The organism is Pseudodesulfovibrio alkaliphilus (genome assembly GCF_009729555.1).
Classification (GTDB): Bacteria; Desulfobacterota; Desulfovibrionia; order Desulfovibrionales; family Desulfovibrionaceae; genus Pseudodesulfovibrio; species Pseudodesulfovibrio alkaliphilus.
The window spans coordinates 46,896-63,820 of the sequence record NZ_WODC01000008.1; the positions used below are offsets into that span (position 1 = coordinate 46,896).

The 16,925-nt window shown below is 61.9% G+C and carries 15 protein-coding genes; 7 read left to right on the forward strand and 8 right to left on the reverse strand.

Features of this window, described 5'->3' with window-relative positions; all coding sequences use genetic code 11:
• Positions 1-29: 29 nt before the first annotated feature.
• Positions 30-1,520, reverse strand: coding sequence for a cardiolipin synthase (gene cls / locus GKC30_RS11925; protein ID WP_231117149.1), 1,491 nt, complete (start codon positions 1,518-1,520; stop codon positions 30-32).
• 55 nt (positions 1,521-1,575) lie between these two features.
• Here cls and GKC30_RS11930 point away from each other — a divergent pair, with 55 nt between their 5' ends.
• Positions 1,576-2,928 carry an MATE family efflux transporter gene (locus GKC30_RS11930; RefSeq protein ID WP_155934967.1) on the forward strand — a complete coding sequence of 451 codons (1,353 nt, stop codon included), beginning with the start codon at positions 1,576-1,578 and terminating at the stop codon, positions 2,926-2,928.
• A gap of 27 nt (positions 2,929-2,955) precedes the next feature.
• Here GKC30_RS11930 and GKC30_RS11935 read toward each other — a convergent pair whose 3' ends face one another.
• From GKC30_RS11935 to GKC30_RS11955, 5 genes are all read right to left on the reverse strand, one after another.
• Positions 2,956-3,300: an Hpt domain-containing protein gene (locus tag GKC30_RS11935; protein ID WP_155934969.1), complete on the reverse strand. Its 345-nt coding sequence runs from the start codon at positions 3,298-3,300 to the stop codon at positions 2,956-2,958.
• A gap of 101 nt (positions 3,301-3,401) precedes the next feature.
• The gene (locus tag GKC30_RS11940; RefSeq protein WP_155934971.1) at positions 3,402-4,862 is read right to left on the reverse strand and encodes an RtcB family protein; all 1,461 of its coding nucleotides are present in this window, start codon (positions 4,860-4,862) and stop codon (positions 3,402-3,404) included.
• Positions 4,863-5,100: 238 nt separating this feature from the next.
• On the reverse strand, positions 5,101-6,168 hold the full coding sequence (rsgA, locus tag GKC30_RS11945) for a ribosome small subunit-dependent GTPase A (protein ID WP_231117150.1): 1,068 nt from the start codon (positions 6,166-6,168) through the stop codon (positions 5,101-5,103).
• Between the two features lie 494 nt (positions 6,169-6,662).
• A complete protein-coding gene (locus GKC30_RS11950) occupies positions 6,663-7,094 on the reverse strand; it encodes an ACT domain-containing protein (protein WP_155934975.1) in 432 nt (143 codons plus the stop codon).
• Positions 7,095-7,121: 27 nt separating this feature from the next.
• Positions 7,122-8,426 (reverse strand): phenylacetate--CoA ligase family protein, encoded by a 1,305-nt coding sequence (locus GKC30_RS11955; protein WP_155934977.1) that lies wholly within the window; start codon positions 8,424-8,426, stop codon positions 7,122-7,124.
• 344 nt (positions 8,427-8,770) lie between these two features.
• Here GKC30_RS11955 and GKC30_RS11960 point away from each other — a divergent pair, with 344 nt between their 5' ends.
• The 5 genes from GKC30_RS11960 (at position 8,771) to GKC30_RS11980 (ending at position 13,486) form a co-directional block, all read left to right on the forward strand.
• Entirely contained in the window at positions 8,771-9,370 is a 600-nt protein-coding gene (locus tag GKC30_RS11960; RefSeq protein ID WP_155934979.1) for a nitroreductase family protein, read from the forward strand.
• A 49-nt stretch (positions 9,371-9,419) separates the two neighbouring features.
• On the forward strand, positions 9,420-9,764 hold the full coding sequence (gene rsfS / locus GKC30_RS11965) for a ribosome silencing factor (RefSeq protein ID WP_367614117.1): 345 nt from the start codon (positions 9,420-9,422) through the stop codon (positions 9,762-9,764).
• A gap of 12 nt (positions 9,765-9,776) precedes the next feature.
• On the forward strand, positions 9,777-11,306 hold the full coding sequence (gene gpmI / locus GKC30_RS11970) for a 2,3-bisphosphoglycerate-independent phosphoglycerate mutase (protein WP_155934983.1): 1,530 nt from the start codon (positions 9,777-9,779) through the stop codon (positions 11,304-11,306).
• 4 nt (positions 11,307-11,310) lie between these two features.
• Positions 11,311-11,553 carry a hypothetical protein gene (locus tag GKC30_RS11975; RefSeq protein ID WP_155934985.1) on the forward strand — a complete coding sequence of 81 codons (243 nt, stop codon included), beginning with the start codon at positions 11,311-11,313 and terminating at the stop codon, positions 11,551-11,553.
• A 526-nt stretch (positions 11,554-12,079) separates the two neighbouring features.
• A complete protein-coding gene (locus GKC30_RS11980; protein WP_231117151.1) occupies positions 12,080-13,486 on the forward strand; it encodes a methyl-accepting chemotaxis protein in 1,407 nt (468 codons plus the stop codon).
• Positions 13,487-13,555: 69 nt separating this feature from the next.
• Here GKC30_RS11980 and GKC30_RS11985 read toward each other — a convergent pair whose 3' ends face one another.
• Both GKC30_RS11985 and GKC30_RS11990 read right to left on the reverse strand, forming a co-directional pair.
• Positions 13,556-14,455, reverse strand: coding sequence for a DMT family transporter (locus GKC30_RS11985; protein ID WP_367614118.1), 900 nt, complete (start codon positions 14,453-14,455; stop codon positions 13,556-13,558).
• Between the two features lie 18 nt (positions 14,456-14,473).
• On the reverse strand, positions 14,474-15,130 hold the full coding sequence (locus GKC30_RS11990) for an LOG family protein (protein ID WP_367614132.1): 657 nt from the start codon (positions 15,128-15,130) through the stop codon (positions 14,474-14,476).
• A gap of 186 nt (positions 15,131-15,316) precedes the next feature.
• Between GKC30_RS11990 and GKC30_RS11995 the strand changes: the two genes are divergently transcribed.
• On the forward strand, positions 15,317-16,924 hold the full coding sequence (locus tag GKC30_RS11995) for an MBL fold metallo-hydrolase RNA specificity domain-containing protein (protein ID WP_155934989.1): 1,608 nt from the start codon (positions 15,317-15,319) through the stop codon (positions 16,922-16,924).
• Position 16,925: the final 1 nt, after the last annotated feature.

Below are 16,925 nucleotides of genomic sequence, written 5' to 3' on the forward strand. Positions count from 1 at the left end.
CTGGCGAGACCAGGAGCCAGCCGCCCGCCTCACAATATCGGCGACAGCAGCCGGGCGAACTTGACGGCGGTCTGGTAGGTCACGCTCTTGCGGGCGTATTCGTCGGTGTCTGTTTCCACGCAGCGTTTGAAGTCGGCGAGGAACATCTGCTCCACCTGGGCGCAGAAGGCGCGGTCCTCCACCAGCATGGTCATCTCGAAATTGAGGCGGAACGAGCGGTTGTCGAGGTTGGCCGTGCCCACCCCGGCCAGTTCGTCGTCGGCCAGAAAGACCTTCTCGTGCAGAAAGCCGTCCATGTAGCGGTAGACGCGGATGCCGGGCACGCTGCTCAAGTCGTGCAGGCTGGAGTATCCGGCCAAGTAGACCAGCAGGTGGTCCGCCTTTCTGGGAAGCATGATACGCACGTCCACCCCGCGCATGGAGGCCAGTTGCAGGGCCTTGGTCACCGCGCTGTCCGGCACGTAGTAGGGGCTGGCGATCCAGAAGCGCTTTTTGGAGGCGTTGATGGCCCGGATGAACATCAGGGAGCATGCTTCCAGGTTGTCGGTGGGGCCGGTGGCCAGGGTCAGCACGTCGGCCTTGCCCACTGTCTTCGGCATGGAGAGATCCTGGACGTAGAGCTCGCGGGTGGCCCAATACCAGTCCTTGGTGAAGCTTAAGCGCACGCCGAGCACGGCCGGGCCGCTGATGCGCAGATGGGTGTCTCGCCAATGGCCGAGCTTCTTGGAGAGGCCGAGGTATTCGTCGCCCACGTTGTGGCCGCCCACAAAGGCGGTGTGGCCGTCCACGATGACAATCTTGCGGTGGTTGCGGAAATTGAGCTGGAAGCGGTTGCCGCGTCCACGCCTGGTATGGAAGGGCCGAACCTCGATGCCCGCCGCGCTCATGGAGCGCCAGAAGTCGGCCGGGGTGTCGTGGCAGCCGATTTCGTCGTAGAGGAATTTGATTTGTACACCCTGGGCCGCCTTGCCAAGCAGCAGGTCGCGCAGGCGGGTTCCCAGGCCTTCGGCCCGGACGATGAAGAACTGGAGCAGCACATAGGACCGGGCCGATTCGATGCTTTTGAAGACGGCCTCAAAGGTGGCCTCGCCGTCCACCAGCAATTCCAGCTCGTTGCCGCCGACAAAAGGGATGCCCGCCAGATGCTCGAAGGAGCAGCGCGGCGCATCCGGCCTGTGCCGGGCCGAGAGCGCCCGGACCCGAGGCAGGTCGTGGCGGTTTCTGACCATTTCCCGAAACCGTTTTTCGCCCACGCGCATGGCCTCCACATAGCCGTGGAACTTCCTGCGGCCGAATATCCAGTACAGCGGCAAGGTGATGAACGGAAAGGTGACCAGGGAGATGGCCCAGGCAATGGAACCCTGAGGGGTGCGGGTGTCGCGCACGGCCCGGACCGCCGTGGCGATGGCCACCAGCTCGATGCAGGTGTAGGTGATGCTGAACAGGGTAAGCAGGAATTGAACGTCAGTGGATTCCATGACTTCGGGGTAGCAGGTTTTTTCGGGAAGTGGAACAGCCATGCTTGCCTCGGGCCGGGTTTTGTGGTCAGCGTTTGCCTTGGGAGGAAAACAGGCCATGCAGTCCGCTCGCAGTGCGCATCCCTTTGTTGCGGCCCCGGACAGGACGCTCCTGCGCCTGGCGGTGCCCGTGCTTTTTTCCCTGGTGGCCGAGCCGCTGACAGGGCTTGCCGACACCGCCTTTGTGGCCCGGCTGCCCGGCTCAGAGCCGGTGGCCGCTCTGGGTATCGGCACCGTGGCTTTCTCTTCCATCTTCTGGGCCTTCGCCTTTCTCGGCATCGGTGCCCAGACCGAAGTGGCCCAGGCCCTTGGGCGCGGCGATCGAGGCCATGCGTCCAAGGTGGCCTCACTGGCCGCCTTCATCGCTGCATGTATCGGCTTGTTTCTGGCGCTTGTTTCCATGCCCTTCCTCGACGACTTCGCTATTCTGCTCGGGGCAACGGGCGAAGTGGCGGGGCATTCCCGCGAGTACATGTTTTACCGACTGCTGGGTGCGCCCGCCGTGCTGGTGTGTCTGACATGCTTCGGCGCATTGCGCGGGGTGCAGGACATGCGTACGCCGCTGCTTGTGGCTGTGGGAATCAACGCGCTTAACGTGCTGCTCGACTGGCTGCTGGTCTTTGGCGTCGGGCCGGTGCCGTCCCTGGGCGTGGCCGGGGCGGCCATCGCCAGCACCATCAGTCAGTATGTCGGAGCCATCTGGGTTCTGGCCGCCGTTTCGACCCGGCTGGGGCTGACGCGCCGGGTGCGGGGCGCTGGCGCGGCCAAGCTGGTGCGCATAGGCGGCGACCTCTTTGTGCGTACCGGCGTGTTGCTGGTCTTTCTGGCCCTGTGCACCCGGGTGGCCAACAAGGCCGGGGCCGACGAGGGGGCGGCCTATCAGGCCATCCGCCAGACCTTCATCTTCACGGCCATGTTTCTCGACGCCTTTGCCATCACCGGCCAAACCCTGGTCGGATATTTCCTCGGTGCGGGCAAGCTGAGTCAGGCCCGCCGTGTGGCCGGGCGGGTCTGCCTGTGGAGTCTTTGTACTGGCGTGGTCCTTGGTTGCGCCATGCTCGCTGCCACGTCGGGAGTGGCCTGGCTGCTGGTCCCGCCCTCTGCCATGGCCGTGTTCGGTCCGGCCTGGGTCGTGGTCGCCCTGATGCAGCCCGTGGGCGCTCTCTCCTTTGCCACAGACGGCATCCACTGGGGAGCAGGGGATTTTCGCTACCTCAGGAACGCTATGGTGGCGTCCTCGGTTCTTTGCGGGGCGTTGATCTGGGCGCTGGAGCTGGTGCAGCCCGCCCAGGTGCTGGTGGTCATCTGGTGGATTACGATGCTGTGGGCCGCTTTGCGGGCAGGGTTCGGTCTGGTGCGGATCTGGCCCGGTGCCGGGCGGGCTCCGCTGCGGCGCGGTGCGGGATATTGACCCTTGCGGCTGCGGGAGGGATGTGTGTCAGCGTTCGGCCAAAAAATTGAACATGAAGGCGTAGGCGTTGCGCATTTCCTTTTCAAGTTCGTCCAGGTGCGCCTTGGCGCTTATCATGTCTTCGGCCTTTGAGGCCTTTTCCAGCATCAAACAACAGTCGCGGACGCGCTCCACGCCCATGGTGGCCGCGCCGCCCTTGAGGGCGTGGGCCAGATGGCGCAGCCGTTCCACATCGCTCGATTCCAGGGCGTTTCTGATCTCGGCCACCCGTTTGGGTTCCTGGGCGATGAATACCGTGAACATGCGCTTGAGAAAGGCGGTTTTGCCGGACATGGATTTGAGGAAGCCGGGGCTGATGATTTGCTCCGTCATCGTGACAGAGGCAAAGGCGGAAGGCGACGGGGCGGCTGGGACGTTGCCCGCCCCGGCTTGACCGCCGTGTCCGTTATCCCGGCTTGCGCTTTTTGCCACGTTTACCCCTTCACGCACACCAGAGGGAGTGTCCTGGCCACGGGTGCGGCCAGTCCCGCTCCGGCGGCACTGGATGTGACTTCATCTATATCCTTGTACGCTCCCGGCGCCTCTTCGGCAATACCCCGGCTCGACATTGTGCGGACAAACACACCCTGATGGCGCAGACTTTCCATCAGATCGCGGCCGACAAAGCGCCGTCGGGCCTCGGTGCGGCTCAAGACCCGGCCTGCGCCGTGGCAGGCCGAGGAAAAGCTCCTGGCCTCGCCTTCAGTCGTTCCGGCAAGGATATAGGAGGCAGTGCCCATGGACCCGCCGACCAGCACCGGCTGACCTGCACCGCGCAGGGCGGCGGGAAGGTCGGGGTGGCCCGGGCCGAGAGCCCGGGTGGCCCCTTTGCGATGCACGAACAGGGTTTTCTCCTTGCCGTCCACCCTGTGGCTCTCGGCCCTGCAGGTGTTGTGGGACACGTCATAGAGCAGATCAAGCCGGGCGGTTGGAAAGATGTCGGCAAAGACCTCGCGCACGAGGTGGGTGATGACCTGCCGGTTGGCCAGGGCGCAGTTGATGCCAGAGCGCATGGCGCCGAGATAGCGGCGGCCCGGCTCCGAGTCTATGGGCGCACAGACCATCTCGCGGTCGGGCACCGGAAGATACGGGTTGGGAGCAGCGTTCTTGCCCTTGCGCCGGGCCTTGCCGCCTGGGGCCAGCTCGTCGATGAAGTCCTGGCCGATCTGATGCCCCAGCCCTCGGGAGCCGCAGTGGATGGAGACCACGACATCTCCCTCCTTCAGGGCAAAGGCAGCGCTCCGGGCCGGGTCGAGGATCTTTTCAACCCATTGCACCTCTAGATAATGGTTGCCGGAGCCCAGTGAGCCGAGTTGATCGCGTATGCGTTTCCCGGCGTGGGGCGAAACGTGACCGGGCACGGCTCCCGGCATGCGGCCGCCGTCCTCGATGCGGCCAAGGTCCGCGGGCTGGCCGTAGCCCCGGCCTACGGCCCACACCGCGCCGCCTTCAAGCATGGCCGCGAGGTCTTCGCCTTCAAGGATGATGGTTCCGCCCCGGCCCACCCCGGAGGGTACGGCACGGAAAAGGGCGTCGGCCAGTTCCTCGCGCCGGGCCAGGATGTGGTCGCGGGTCAGGCCGGTGAGCAGGGTGCGTACCCCGCAGGAGATATCGAACCCGACGCCGCCCATGGAGACCACGCCGCCGTGCGCCGGATCAAAGGCGGCCACCCCGCCGATGGGGAAACCGTAGCCGGAGTGGGCGTCGGGCATGGCCATGGCCGCCCGCACGATGCCCGGCAGACAGGCCACGTTACGCAGTTGGGTCAGGGTCTTGTCGTCCATGGCCCGCACCAGCTCAAGGCTGCCGAAGACAATGGCCGGGACGCGCATCCCGCTGGTCATGGGCAGATGCCACTCGAACTCGCCGTGTCGGGCCAGGCCGTGCAATGTCATGTGGATCCCCTGTCTGCGTGGTATGAAGAGGCACCATATCCCGGCGGTCTGGCGGGGTAAAGGGACGGATGAAAAAGATCCATGTCATGGACCGAAGCGATCGTCGGCCCTCTGGCTGTTGAGAAAGGCCCGATTGCTCCGATGTTTCAAAAAAGGCAAACTCTCGCGCATTGTCAATACGCGTCGGTTTTTAAATCGCATCGTTTCACCCGAACCTTTCTCAACGTCTGCCAGAGAGTTACCTGCCGCCGTGCTTTCTTCCTTTTTTGATGGTTTTAACCAGGGTGGCGACTTCCTTCCAGCGCTCCTTTTCGATACGCCCGGAGGTTTTGGTCTGGCGCTGTGCAGCATACTCCAGTTCCTGCCGCATTTTCTTCCAGCTGGCTAACCGCTCAGGATGCAGCTCTCCCCCTTCCACTGCCGATAAGACCCTGCATCCCGGCTCATGGGCGTGGGAACAGTCCGAAAAGCGGCAGTCCCGTGCCAGGCGTTCGATGTCCGGGAAGGCCGCGTCCACGCCTCCCTGATCGTCCCAGAAGGCTATTTCGCGAATGCCGGGATTGTCGATGACCATGCCTCCCTGGGGCATGAAAAACATGTCTCGGGAAGTTGTTGTGTGTCTGCCCTTGCCGTCGCTTTGGCTTACCTCCCCGGCCGATCGTACCGCTTGGCCGGCGAGCCGGTTGACCAAGGTGGATTTGCCCGCCCCGGAAGAGCCAATCAGGGCTATGGTGTTTCCGGGAGCGATGTATGGTTCGAGTTCTACCGGGCCGGAAGGGTCCAGAGCCGAAACCAGATGGATTGGCACGCCTATGGCCACGGTCTCTGCTTCGGCCTTGCAGTCGGCCGGGGAGGGATGGATGTCGGCCTTGGTCAGAACAATGGCTGGTCTGAGTCCGCAATTGTGGACCAGGGTAAGGTAGCGTTCCATGCGCGCCGGGTTGAAGTCCTGGTCCAGGCCGCAGACAATCAGCACCGTGTCCAGGTTGGCGGCCATCACCTGCTCGCGCCTGGCTGCCCCGTTGAGTTTGCCACGAGCCCCGGCCGCCCCCCGTGCAAGGGTGTTCCTGCGCGGGAGCACCGCGCTGAGGACAGAGTTGTTGAGCACAACCCAATCCCCGGCAACGGGATATGGGCCTTGCCGATGGGCCAGAGCGCCCGATGCAGTGACAAGTATCTCCTCCATGCCTTGGCTGACAAGAAAGCACCCTCGCCTGACACTGGTTACACGCGCTATGTCCTTAAGGTCGTAGCCCAATGTTTCAAGCTGGTTATGAAAGAAAGAACTCCAGCCGATTCGGTTCATGAAATGACAATCGTTTTGTTGCGTTGCTTTGTTCATGGCTTACAGCTCGTATCTCGTAAGTGGTATAAGCAAAATGAGGAGTTGTCTCATGCACTGGGAATTGCATGGTGCTCCATGGGCATTCGTGTCGCGAGTGAAGATGTGGCTGCGGACAAAGGGCAAGACAAAAGAGCAGGGCCGAACGCACGGCTCGATAGGCAATGGACCGGCCAAATCGGGTGATCGCGGCCGGGAGGGATGTGATGATGCAGTCGCCTAGCGGTCGGCTTTTTTGTCCGAAGCCGTCGGCGCACTCTCCAACAATGAGCGGGGCAAAAAATCTCCTAAATGAACAAGTTGAACAAGTTCCGTTTCAAGTCGCTACTTCTGCGGCGAAACAATGTCAACTGCCGCATGTCAAGGGCCTCGGGCAGGGGAGCGCATTGATCGATGGGCCGGGCGCCCAAACAAAAAAGAGGAGCCCGAAGGCTCCCCCTGGATGTGGGCGAGGGTGGTCAGAGGTCGTAGAGCTTGTCGCCGCCAATGACGTTGATGCCGTTCTTTTGCAGCAGCTCGATGCCCTGGTCTGTTCGGTCGAAGCGGAAGATAAGTACGGCCCTGTCGCCGTTTTGGGTGACAAAGGCGTACATGTATTCCACGTTGATGCCGTCCTCCTGGAGCATGCTGAGGATTTCGTGCAGTCCGCCCGGTTGGTCGACGACCTCCACCGCCACCACTGAGGTGCGGCCCACGGTGAAGCCGTTTTCCTTGAGCGTGGCCTTGGCTGTCTCGAAGTCCGAGACGATGAGGCGCAGGATGCCGAAATCCGAGGTGTCGGCCAGTGACAGGGCGCGAATGTTGACGCCCGCCTCACTCAGAAGGCGGGTGACCTCGGCCAGACGGCCGGCGCGGTTTTCAAGAAATATGGAAAGTTGATCTACTTTCATGGTGGTATCCTCGCTTGTGCAGACGGGTTAGGCTTCGTTCCTCTTGTCGATGATGCGCTTGGCCTTGCCCTCGGAGCGGGCGATGGTCTTGGGTTCGACCAGCTTGACTCTGGCAGTGACGCCGAGGAATTCCTTGATGTTCTTGGTTACCTTTGATTCCACGCGTTGTAAATTCTTAATCTCATCCGAGAACATGGATTCGTTGACCTCCACCTGAACCTCCAGGGTGTCCATGTTGCCCTGGCGTTCGATGATGAGCTGGTAGTGGGGTGTCAGCCCTTCTGTTTCGATGAGGATGGATTCGATCTGGGACGGGAACACATTGACGCCCCGGATGATGAGCATGTCGTCGCTGCGGCCGGTGACTCGGCGCATGCGGGCCGTGGTCCGGCCACACCGGCAGGGGGTGGTGTTGAGTCGCGTCAGGTCGCGGGTGCGGTAGCGGATGAGAGGGATGCCTTCCTTGGTCAGCGTAGTGAAGACCAGCTCGCCCTCCTGGCCCGCGGGAAGCACCTCGCCCGAGTCAGGGTCGATGGTCTCGGCCAGGAAATGGTCCTCCTGGATGTGCAGCCCGTCCTGGGCGTCCTCGCATTCGATGGCCACGCCGGGCCCCATGATCTCGGACAGGCCGTAAATATCTATGGCCTTGATGCCGAGCTTGGCCTCGATGTCTCGCCGCATCTCCTCGGTCCAGGGCTCGGCTCCGAAAATGCCGATACGCAGGGGCAGTCTGCGGATGTCGATGCCCATTTCTGAAGCGCTTTCGGCCAGGAACAGGGCATAGGAGGGAGTACAGCAGATCACGTCGGACTCGAAATCCTTGAGCAGCATGACCTGTCTGCGGGTGGCCCCGCCGGAGACGGGCACCACAGCCGCGCCCAGGGCCTCGCCGCCGAAGTGGGCGCCCAGACCGCCGGTAAAGAGGCCGTAGCCGTAAGCGTTGTGGATCATGTCCTTGGGCGTGGCTCCCGCGGCCACGAAAGAGCGAGCCATAAGCTGGCCCCAAGTCTTGAGATCGCGCTTGGTGTAGCCTACCACCGTGGCCTTGCCCGTGGTGCCGGAGGAGGAGTGGATACGCACGATCTGGTCGCGGTTGACCGCGAACATGCCGAAGGGATAGTGGTTGCGCAGATCCTGCTTTTCCGTGAAAGGCAGCAGCCGGACATCCGCCAGGGTGCGGATGTCAGAAGGCTTGAGTCCTCTTTCGTCGAATTTTTTCTTGTAGAAAGGGACGTTGGCATAGACGCGCTCGCACAATGCCTGAAGCCGTTTGAGCTGAAGCCGCTCCATATCCTCGCGGGGAAGGGTTTCATATTTTACGTCGAAAATCATGCTGGTCCTCCTTGGCCTCGGATCGGCCGCAATGATCGAAATGGAAAAACCACGGCCCCTCAAGCCCGTGGTCGCTATCGTCGTGGTGCGCCGCCCGCATCCAGGGGCCTGCGGTGGGAAAACGCAAGCCGGAAATGGCGCGGCCGCTGGGAATATTTCATAGCCGGAACTTTGCCTCATGTGCCCCGTCGAGTCAAGCGGTTATGGGGTTTGCGGCGGTTGCTCCGGCTGGCGGGGCTTGCATTCGGGACGCTTGCGGGGTGGACTCGCGGTGCGGCTTGGGGCAAGGTTGTGTGCAGGGATGGCGCAACGCCCTCGCGTCAGGAGGCGGAAGGAGGAAAAACATGGATTTCAAGGAACTGGTGGCCGCAAGCCGTACCCGGCGCATTTTTGACGAGTCAAGGCCTGTGGGGTGCCGTGCCCTGGAAGGGCTGGTGGATTTGGCCCGCCTGACACCTTCGGGAAGAAACCTGCAGCCGCTGAAATATGTGGTGGTGGCGGACGGGGGGCTGTGCGACGCGATGTTTCCGCTGCTTGGTTGGGCCGGATATTTCAAGGACTGGCCCGGGCCGGGGCCGGGCGAGCGTCCCACTGGCTATATCGTCATCCTGCTTGACAGGACAATCGCCGATTCGCCCGGATGCGATCACGGCATCGCGGCTCAGACCATCATGCTCGGTGCCGCGGACATGGCTCTTGGCGGCTGCATCATCGGCACCGTCAATCGCAGCAAGCTGATGAAGCTCCTCGGTCTGGCCGAGACATTCGAGATACTTCTGGTGCTGGCCTTGGGCGTCCCTGCCGAGGAGGTGGCGGTGGAGCCCCTTCCCCCGGACGGAAAAATCGAGTATTGGCGCGGCACAGACGGCAGGCATCATGTGCCAAAACGCAGCCTCGACGAGTTGATCGTCGGCCGTCATTTCGGCGACGCCTCGGAGTCGTGATAACCTCATGAATGTTGGGTGTATGAAAAAAGAAAGCAAATTCAGTACAATGGTCACAGTCGACAAGGCCAGACTCCTGGCCGGGTGGCTTGATGAGAAGCAGGGGACGGACATCGTCATCATGGATGTGAGCGGGCTCAGTTCGGTCACGGACGCGACCATTGTGGTCTCGGCCCGGGGAATGAAGCATGCCCAGGCCTTGGCTGACGCCCTGCTGGCCCGTGCAGCAGAGAACTCCCTCGAGTTCCTGGGCATGGAGGGCTATCAGTCGGGTGAATGGGTTCTGGTGGACTTGAACGACGTGCTCATTCACATCTTCCAGGCCGAGTCGCGTGAGTTCTACAATATTGAGGGCATGTGGTCCGAGGCCCCCAGGATCGCCAGCAACGCCTAGCCGGAGACCCCCATGACCAAGCCGAAAAAGACCCTGTTGCTCATTCTCGACGGATGGGGCATCGCCCCGGACGGAGAGGGAAACTGTGTGACCCGCGCCGCCACGCCGAATCTGGATCGGCTGCTGGCCGGGCATCCGTCCACCCGGTTGACCTGTTCGGGCCGGGCTGTGGGGCTGCCCGAGGGTTTCATGGGCAACTCCGAGGTGGGACACATGAACATCGGAGGGGGGCGTGTCATCTATCAGGACATGACCCGCATCGACATGGCCATTGAGGACGGCTCCTTCATGGAGAATCCCGTTCTTAAGGAACTCATGGCATCGACTCGGGCCGGGAGCGGGCGGTTGCATCTCATGGGGTTGGTCTCCGACGGCGGGGTGCACAGCCACAGCAACCACGTTTACGCCCTGCTCGAAATGGCCCGGCTTCAGGGGGTTGGCGAAGTCTTTGTCCACGTCTTTCTGGATGGGCGCGACACGCCGCCTTCCAGCGGCCTCAAATATACACGCCAGTTGATGGAGAGGATGGAGGCATTGGGGGTGGGCCGGGTAGCCACGGTTTGCGGCCGTTACTGGGCCATGGATAGGGATAAGCGGTGGGATCGCAATGCGGATGCCTACCATGCCCTGGTCAGCGGCCAGGGCGTGTCCATGGCCGATCCCCTGGCAGGTATCCGGGCGGCCTACGAGGCGGGTCAGACCGACGAGTTCGTCAAGCCGGGCGTCATCGCGGGGGTGAATGGGAGCATCGGCGACGGTGACGGCCTTTTCTTCTTCAATTTCCGCGCCGACAGGGCGCGTCAGATCAGCCGGGCCATCTTCGACCCCGACTTTGCGGAATTCGACAGGCCCGCGGTGCCCCGGCTGGCCGGGTTTGCCACCATGACCCGTTACGAGGAGGGAACGCCGCTGCCCGCCGCATTTCCGCCTCAGAGTTTTGATGGCACGCTGGGGGAGGTGGTTTCCGGGCTGGGCCTTCGCCAACTGCGCATCGCCGAGACCGAGAAGTACGCCCATGTCACCTATTTTCTCAATTGTGGCCGCGAGGAGCCTTTTCCGGGCGAGGACAGAGTGATGATCCCTTCGCCGCGAGAGGTGGCCACCTATGACCTCAAGCCGCAGATGAGCGCGGAGCAAGTGACCCAAACGCTCATGGAGCGGCTGCCGGACTATGACCTGTGCGTGTGCAATCTGGCCAACCTCGACATGGTGGGGCATACCGGCGTCATTGATGCTGCCCGCACTGCCTGCGAGGTGGTGGACGACTGCGTCGGACGTATTGTCGCCGCAGTACTCGGTCTGGGCGGTCGGGTTTTGCTGACTGCCGATCACGGCAACGCAGAACAGATGCTGGCGGAAGACGGCACTCCCCACACCGCCCATTCGACGAATCCCGTTCCTTTGGCGCTCATCGAAGAGGGCGGCGAAACAACGGTACTTGATCCGGGCATCCTCGGTGATATTGCGCCCACTCTTCTCGCCCTGTGGGGCGTGGACGCTCCCACCGCCATGACCGGCAGAAACCTTGCTAGAAAAGGATAGATCCATGTCCGCATCCAAGAAGCCTCTCACTCCGGTAAAGCCTGCGGGCATGGAGCTGATCTTTCTTTACCCCTGTCCCCATTGCAGCCGTGAGGTGCCGCTCATCGCGCCCTCGCGTCCGGCCATGGCCCAGTGCGACGCCTGCCGTGAAAACTTTCCCATCGTGCCCGTGGACGACAGGACCATCCGCTACTTCAAACTCATTCTGGCTGGAGGCAAAGCCTCCATTGACCCGGATTTTCTCTAGTTTTCCCCTCGTTGCTGCCGGGATTCCCGGTCAGAATCGGCCGCTCAATAGTCTAGACTTTTTCTAGATAAATTGTCTTCTCACTGAATTCATTTGCTATTTCAGACAGCGTGCATAGCCGTCGATTCTTTGTGATGGCATGTGCGTTTTGGCCCTGCATTTGCTTGGGCATCGCATCGATTGCGTGAAATTCAAATGGGGAAGTGTAGAGATGATGATCGAAAAGACCGTTTTTGTGGCTCGATTCCTACCTGTCGTAGCGGTGTGCGCAGGGGTGATTGCCTGGACCGAACCCGCGTTGGCCGGAACGGATGATGTGACAATTCTGTCAGCCCGCGTGGCCCTGCTGACTTGGGCTTTGATCGGTACCGGCCTGTTGGCCGTGGTCGGAACAGTGCTCGGCGCTGTGGTCTGGTCGCGTATGACAGCAAGCAAATACAGTGAGTTGGGAATTTCTTTGCAAAGAATCGCGGCCGGAGGATCTCGGACGGCCCTGCCCAGGGCAGGTGATGACAATATTGGAAAGATGGCTGGAGCTGTGCACCAGATTGTCAGTTTCATTGGTGAGTTAGAAAAAAGGGCAACAGAGAGCGAAAATGTAGCCCGCGAGGCGTCGCTCAAGGTTAAGTCCGCCCAGGACATGGCTGCTGCGGCTCGTGAACAGGGAGAGGCGGCCCGCTGCCATGGGCTGCTCTCGGCTGCCGAGTCGCTGGATGTGTCGGTGCAGGCCATTCGCGGTCAGTCCGGGCTGCTTGACGCGGCGTCGGACACGGCCAGCCGGGGGGCGGCCGACCAGCAGCGTTTTATCGCCGAGGCTGCTTCGGCCTTGGAGGAGATGAATGCCTCGGTGGCCGAAACGGCCACGAACGCCGAAGCGGCCGCCGCGGACGCGCAGAGGGCCATGGAGTACGCGCGGGGCGGGGCCGAGGTGGTCTCGCGCACCCTTGGCTCCATCCGCTTGGTCTCCGACAACTCGCGGTCGCTGGTCGAGCGAGTGGCCGGCCTGGGCAGTCAGGCCGAGGGAGTGGGGCGGATCATGGGCGTGATTTCGGACATTGCGGACCAGACCAATCTTCTGGCTCTCAATGCCGCCATTGAGGCGGCCAGGGCGGGCGAGGCCGGGCGCGGATTCGCCGTGGTGGCCGACGAGGTGCGCAAGCTTGCTGAGAAAACCATGACCGCCACCCGCGATGTGGGCGTGGCCATTGAGGGCATTCAGGATCAGGTGCGCCAGACCGTGTCCGGCGTCCGGGATATGGGCGTCTTGACCGACGAGGCCGCCGCTCTGGCCCACCAGTCGGGCGAGGCCTTGGACGAGATCGTCGCCTACGCGGGGACCAGCGCTGACCGCATCCGTGCCATCGCTTCGGCCGCGTCCCAGCAGTCGATCGCCAGCGAGGATGTGACCCGCACCATTGCAGAGGTTCATGCCATTTCGGCCGCCACTGGAGAGTCCATGGCCGAGGCGGCAAGGGCAGTTGCCGTCCTGACCGAGCGGGTGGAGGATCTGGCCACCATGACCGACATGTTCAGACTGGTGGGCCGGGGCCGGGTGCAAGAGGTGCTGGGTGCATTGACCGCCTCGGCCGATATGCGTTCCCGCGAGCGCTCAAGGATGGAGGACGCCCTGCGCCGTGTCCTTAAGGCGAATGATTTTCTAGAACTTCTCTACGTGACGGACGAAAAGGGGCGTCAACTGGTCAGTAATATGGGCGGCAAGGTCGCGGGCTATGGCGAGGACGCAGGGGCCTTTGGCTCCCATTGGGCATCGCGGCCCTGGTTCTCCGGGGCCATGGAGAGTCGGACTTTTTTCATCTCTGATGTTTACGAGTCTTCCGCCTCGGGGGAGAGCTGTATCACCGTGTCCTGTCCCATCATGGACGGGGATGGCAGGATCATCGGCGTCATCGCCGCTGATGTGCGTGTGGGATGATGGCGCCCGGAAGGATGTCTCTCTTCGGGCCGGAAGGGCGATGCGCCTTTCCGGTCCATTTTGCCGTTGTCAGCTGCGCCTTGCACCAAGGCGCATCAGCAGGTTGCCCGCAATGATGAAGCCGAGCCCGGTCAGGGTGGAAGGCAGAATGTCTTCGCCCACCAGAAAATGGATGAAGACCAGGGAGAGAAAGGGGGAGAGAAAGATGAGGTTGGCCACCCGGGCCGTACCGCCGCCGTCGGGCATGGCCGCATATTTCATGGCCGTCAGCCATAAGGCGAAGGTCACGCCCATCTCGAAGACGCCCACATAGGCCGCGCCCAGCATTCCGGCCGGGCTTGGAGGCGGCAGTTCCGAGAATATCAGCGTGGCAGCGAGAATGATGGGCAGTCCGAAGAGGAAGTTGAGAAACAGTCCGGTGACCGGGTCGAGCGTACTGCGGGTGCTGTATATCCAGTACAAGGCCCAGATGATGGTCGACCCCAGGGCCAGGACCACGCCCAGGGGATCGGAAAAGGTCATGGATTGCAGGTTGCCGTGGGTGGAGATGACCAACACGCCAGTATAGCTGACAAGGATTGCCGCCGCATCCACAAGGCGGAGACGTTGGCCCAGCAGCGGCACGGAGAGCAGGGTCAGGGTGATGGCCCACGTGTGGTTGAGAGGTTGTGCCTCCTGGGCGGGGAGCAGATCGTAGGCCATGAACAGGATCATGTAGTACAGGGCCGGGTTGAGTGCGCCGAGCAGGGCGCAGCGGGCCATGTCCCTGGCCGGAACACGAAGGGCCGCGCCAAGCCTGCCTCGGACCGCCAGAATGGCCGCCAGGACTGTCAGTGATGCCGTGCAGGCGCACAGGAGCAGCTGGAGCGGATCAAGATGGCGCAGGGTGAGCTTGAAGGCCGAGGCCACGGTGGACCAGATGGCCACCGTGGCCAGGCCGAAGAGCAGGGCCTTTGTCCGGGCATTCACGGCGCAGGGACTGACCGGCTAAACGATGATGTGTTTTTTGATGTAGGACACGGCTTCCTTGGGATCGTCGGTGATCTTGAAGAGATCCAGGTCCTCTTCATTGCAGAATTCGTTGGCCACCAGTTGGTCGCGGAACCAGTCGACGAGGCCGCCCCAGAATTCGCTGCCCATGAGGACGATGGGAAAGGGCTTGATGCGGTGGGTCTGGATGAGCACCAGGGCCTCGGCCAGTTCGTCCAGGGTGCCGTACCCGCCGGGCAGGGCCACATAGGCCATGGCGTATTTGATGAACATCAGCTTGCGGATGAAAAAGTAGCGAAAATCGCAGCGGACGTTCATGAACGGGTTGTTGTGCTGCTCCATGGGCAGGTGGATGTGCAGACCGATGGACTCGCCGCCGTTCTCAAAGGCCCCCTTGTTTCCCGCTTCCATGAGGCCGGGGCCGCCGCCGGTAATGACCGAGAACCCGGCCTGGGAAAGCATCTTGGCCAACTGCTCGGTCTGCTTGTAGAGCGGATGATCCGGCTTGACCCGGGCCGAGCCGAACATGGATACGGCCGGGCCGATGTCGGACAGGGTCTCGAACCCGTCCACTATCTCGGCCATTATCTTGAAGAGTCGCCAGGACTCCTGCATGGAAAGATCGTCGATCATGTACTGTTTGGATCGGTGAATCATGCGTTCTCCTCGTCGTGTGTCGGGTCGGAAGGGATTTGTTGCCACCTTGCCCATTATGGGGCATGAAGACCGGGGCGGAGAACGGGTCCCGCCCCGAGCCATTGTCCAGATACACCGAATCTTTTCCTTTCGGAAGCGGATTGTTCCTGTCGGAGCCGCCCGAAAGGGCATGCGAGGATTTTGATGAAGGTCACATTCATGGGAGCCGCCCGAACCGTGAGCGGCTCCTGCTACATCATCGAGTGCGCGGGCAGGCGGTTCGCCTTGGACTGCGGCCTGCACCAGGGCAACAGGGAGATCGAAAAGCGCAACTGGAACCTGGACGAGTACGGGCCCAGAAAGCTTGATTTCATCCTGCTCACCCATGCCCACATTGACCATAGCGGCCTGCTGCCCGCCCTGGTTTCCAAGGGGTTTCGCAGCCCGGTCTATTGCACCGGGCCGACCCGGGACCTGGTGGAGATCATGCTGCTCGACAGCGCCTACATTCAGGAGATGGAGGCCGAGTGGCTCAACCGCAAGTCCTTGCGTGTCGGATCAAAGACACACAAGCCTCTGTATGCCATCGGCGATGCTGAAAACGCCATCCCGCTGTTGACCACGGTTGACTACGGCCAGACCTTCGAGCCCGTGCCGGGCATACGGGTGACATACAAGAACGCCGGGCACATCCTGGGGTCCGCCTTTATCGAAGTCGAGTACGATCACGAGGGCAGGCGCACCAAGGCCGTTTTTTCCGGCGATCTCGGCCGCCCTGAACAGCTCATCGTTCAGGACCCGGATGATGTGGAAGCCGCGGATTTCATCTTTCTCGAATCCACCTATGGCAACCGCAACCACCCGGACAAGGAACGCAGTCTTGATGAGTTGGCCAAGGCCATCGAGTACAGCTATGCCAACAAGGAGAAGGTGATCATCCCGGCCTTTGCCGTGGAGCGCTCCCAGCAGATCATCTATAGCCTCTTTTTGTTGCGCAAGCAGGGCCGACTGCCCCACGACATGCCCGTCTACCTGGACAGTCCCCTGGCCATCAGGGCAACGGAAATATTCAGGAAACACCCGGAATATTTTGACGAGATAACCAGGGAATACATCAACAACGGCGAACACCCCCTGGACCTGCCCAACCTGCACTTCACCGAGAGCCGCGAGCAGTCCCAGGCCATCAACGAGTCCAAGGGTCCGGCCGTGGTCATCTCGGCCAGCGGCATGGCCAACGCGGGCCGGGTCAAACACCATCTGCGCCACAATCTCTGGCGGCCCGGAGCCAGCGTGGTCTTTGTGGGCTGGCAGGGTGTTGGCACTCCGGGCCGCAAGATCCTTGGCGGGGCAAAGAAAATCCGTCTCTTCAGCGAGGAGGTGGCCGTCGCGGCCAAAGTCTTCACCATCAACAGCTTCTCCGGTCATGCCGGTCAGGACGACCTGATGAACTGGCTGGGTTCGATGCAGGGCCGAAACGTCCAGGTCATTCTCGTGCACGGAGAGGCCGAAGTGCAGAAGGAATTCGGCGATCTGATCGGCCAGCGGTACGGATTCGAGGTCCATATTCCCGAATATATGGAGGAGCTTGAGCTGGCTCCCGGTCACGAGATGGCTGCCGTGGTGGACTTGGCTGTGGCCCGTCCCCGCGTGGATTGGGAGTTTCTGCTGCGCGATTCCGAGAACCTCTATGCGGAGCTTCGCAAGCGGGCCAAGGAGGTTCAGAACCGTCCGTGGGTGGATCAGGTCGACCTTCGCGACAGGCTGCTTGATGTCAATCGCAACCTTGTGGAACTCATCTCGGAGATGTAGC

What these genes read in the sequence shown, in the direction of transcription:
- cls (WP_231117149.1), bottom strand. Translation starts at nt 1,520, where the DNA reads ATGGCTGTTCCACTTCCCGAAAAAACCTGCTACCCCGAAGTCATGGAA.
- GKC30_RS11930 (WP_155934967.1), top strand. Translation starts at nt 1,576, where the DNA reads ATGCAGTCCGCTCGCAGTGCGCATCCCTTTGTTGCGGCCCCGGACAGG.
- GKC30_RS11935 (WP_155934969.1), bottom strand. Translation starts at nt 3,300, where the DNA reads ATGACGGAGCAAATCATCAGCCCCGGCTTCCTCAAATCCATGTCCGGC.
- GKC30_RS11940 (WP_155934971.1), bottom strand. Translation starts at nt 4,862, where the DNA reads ATGACATTGCACGGCCTGGCCCGACACGGCGAGTTCGAGTGGCATCTG.
- rsgA (WP_231117150.1), bottom strand. Translation starts at nt 6,168, where the DNA reads ATGAACCGAATCGGCTGGAGTTCTTTCTTTCATAACCAGCTTGAAACA.
- GKC30_RS11950 (WP_155934975.1), bottom strand. Translation starts at nt 7,094, where the DNA reads ATGAAAGTAGATCAACTTTCCATATTTCTTGAAAACCGCGCCGGCCGT.
- GKC30_RS11955 (WP_155934977.1), bottom strand. Translation starts at nt 8,426, where the DNA reads ATGATTTTCGACGTAAAATATGAAACCCTTCCCCGCGAGGATATGGAG.
- GKC30_RS11960 (WP_155934979.1), top strand. Translation starts at nt 8,771, where the DNA reads ATGGATTTCAAGGAACTGGTGGCCGCAAGCCGTACCCGGCGCATTTTT.
- rsfS (WP_367614117.1), top strand. Translation starts at nt 9,420, where the DNA reads ATGGTCACAGTCGACAAGGCCAGACTCCTGGCCGGGTGGCTTGATGAG.
- gpmI (WP_155934983.1), top strand. Translation starts at nt 9,777, where the DNA reads ATGACCAAGCCGAAAAAGACCCTGTTGCTCATTCTCGACGGATGGGGC.
- GKC30_RS11975 (WP_155934985.1), top strand. Translation starts at nt 11,311, where the DNA reads ATGTCCGCATCCAAGAAGCCTCTCACTCCGGTAAAGCCTGCGGGCATG.
- GKC30_RS11980 (WP_231117151.1), top strand. Translation starts at nt 12,080, where the DNA reads ATGGCTGGAGCTGTGCACCAGATTGTCAGTTTCATTGGTGAGTTAGAA.
- GKC30_RS11995 (WP_155934989.1), top strand. Translation starts at nt 15,317, where the DNA reads ATGAAGGTCACATTCATGGGAGCCGCCCGAACCGTGAGCGGCTCCTGC.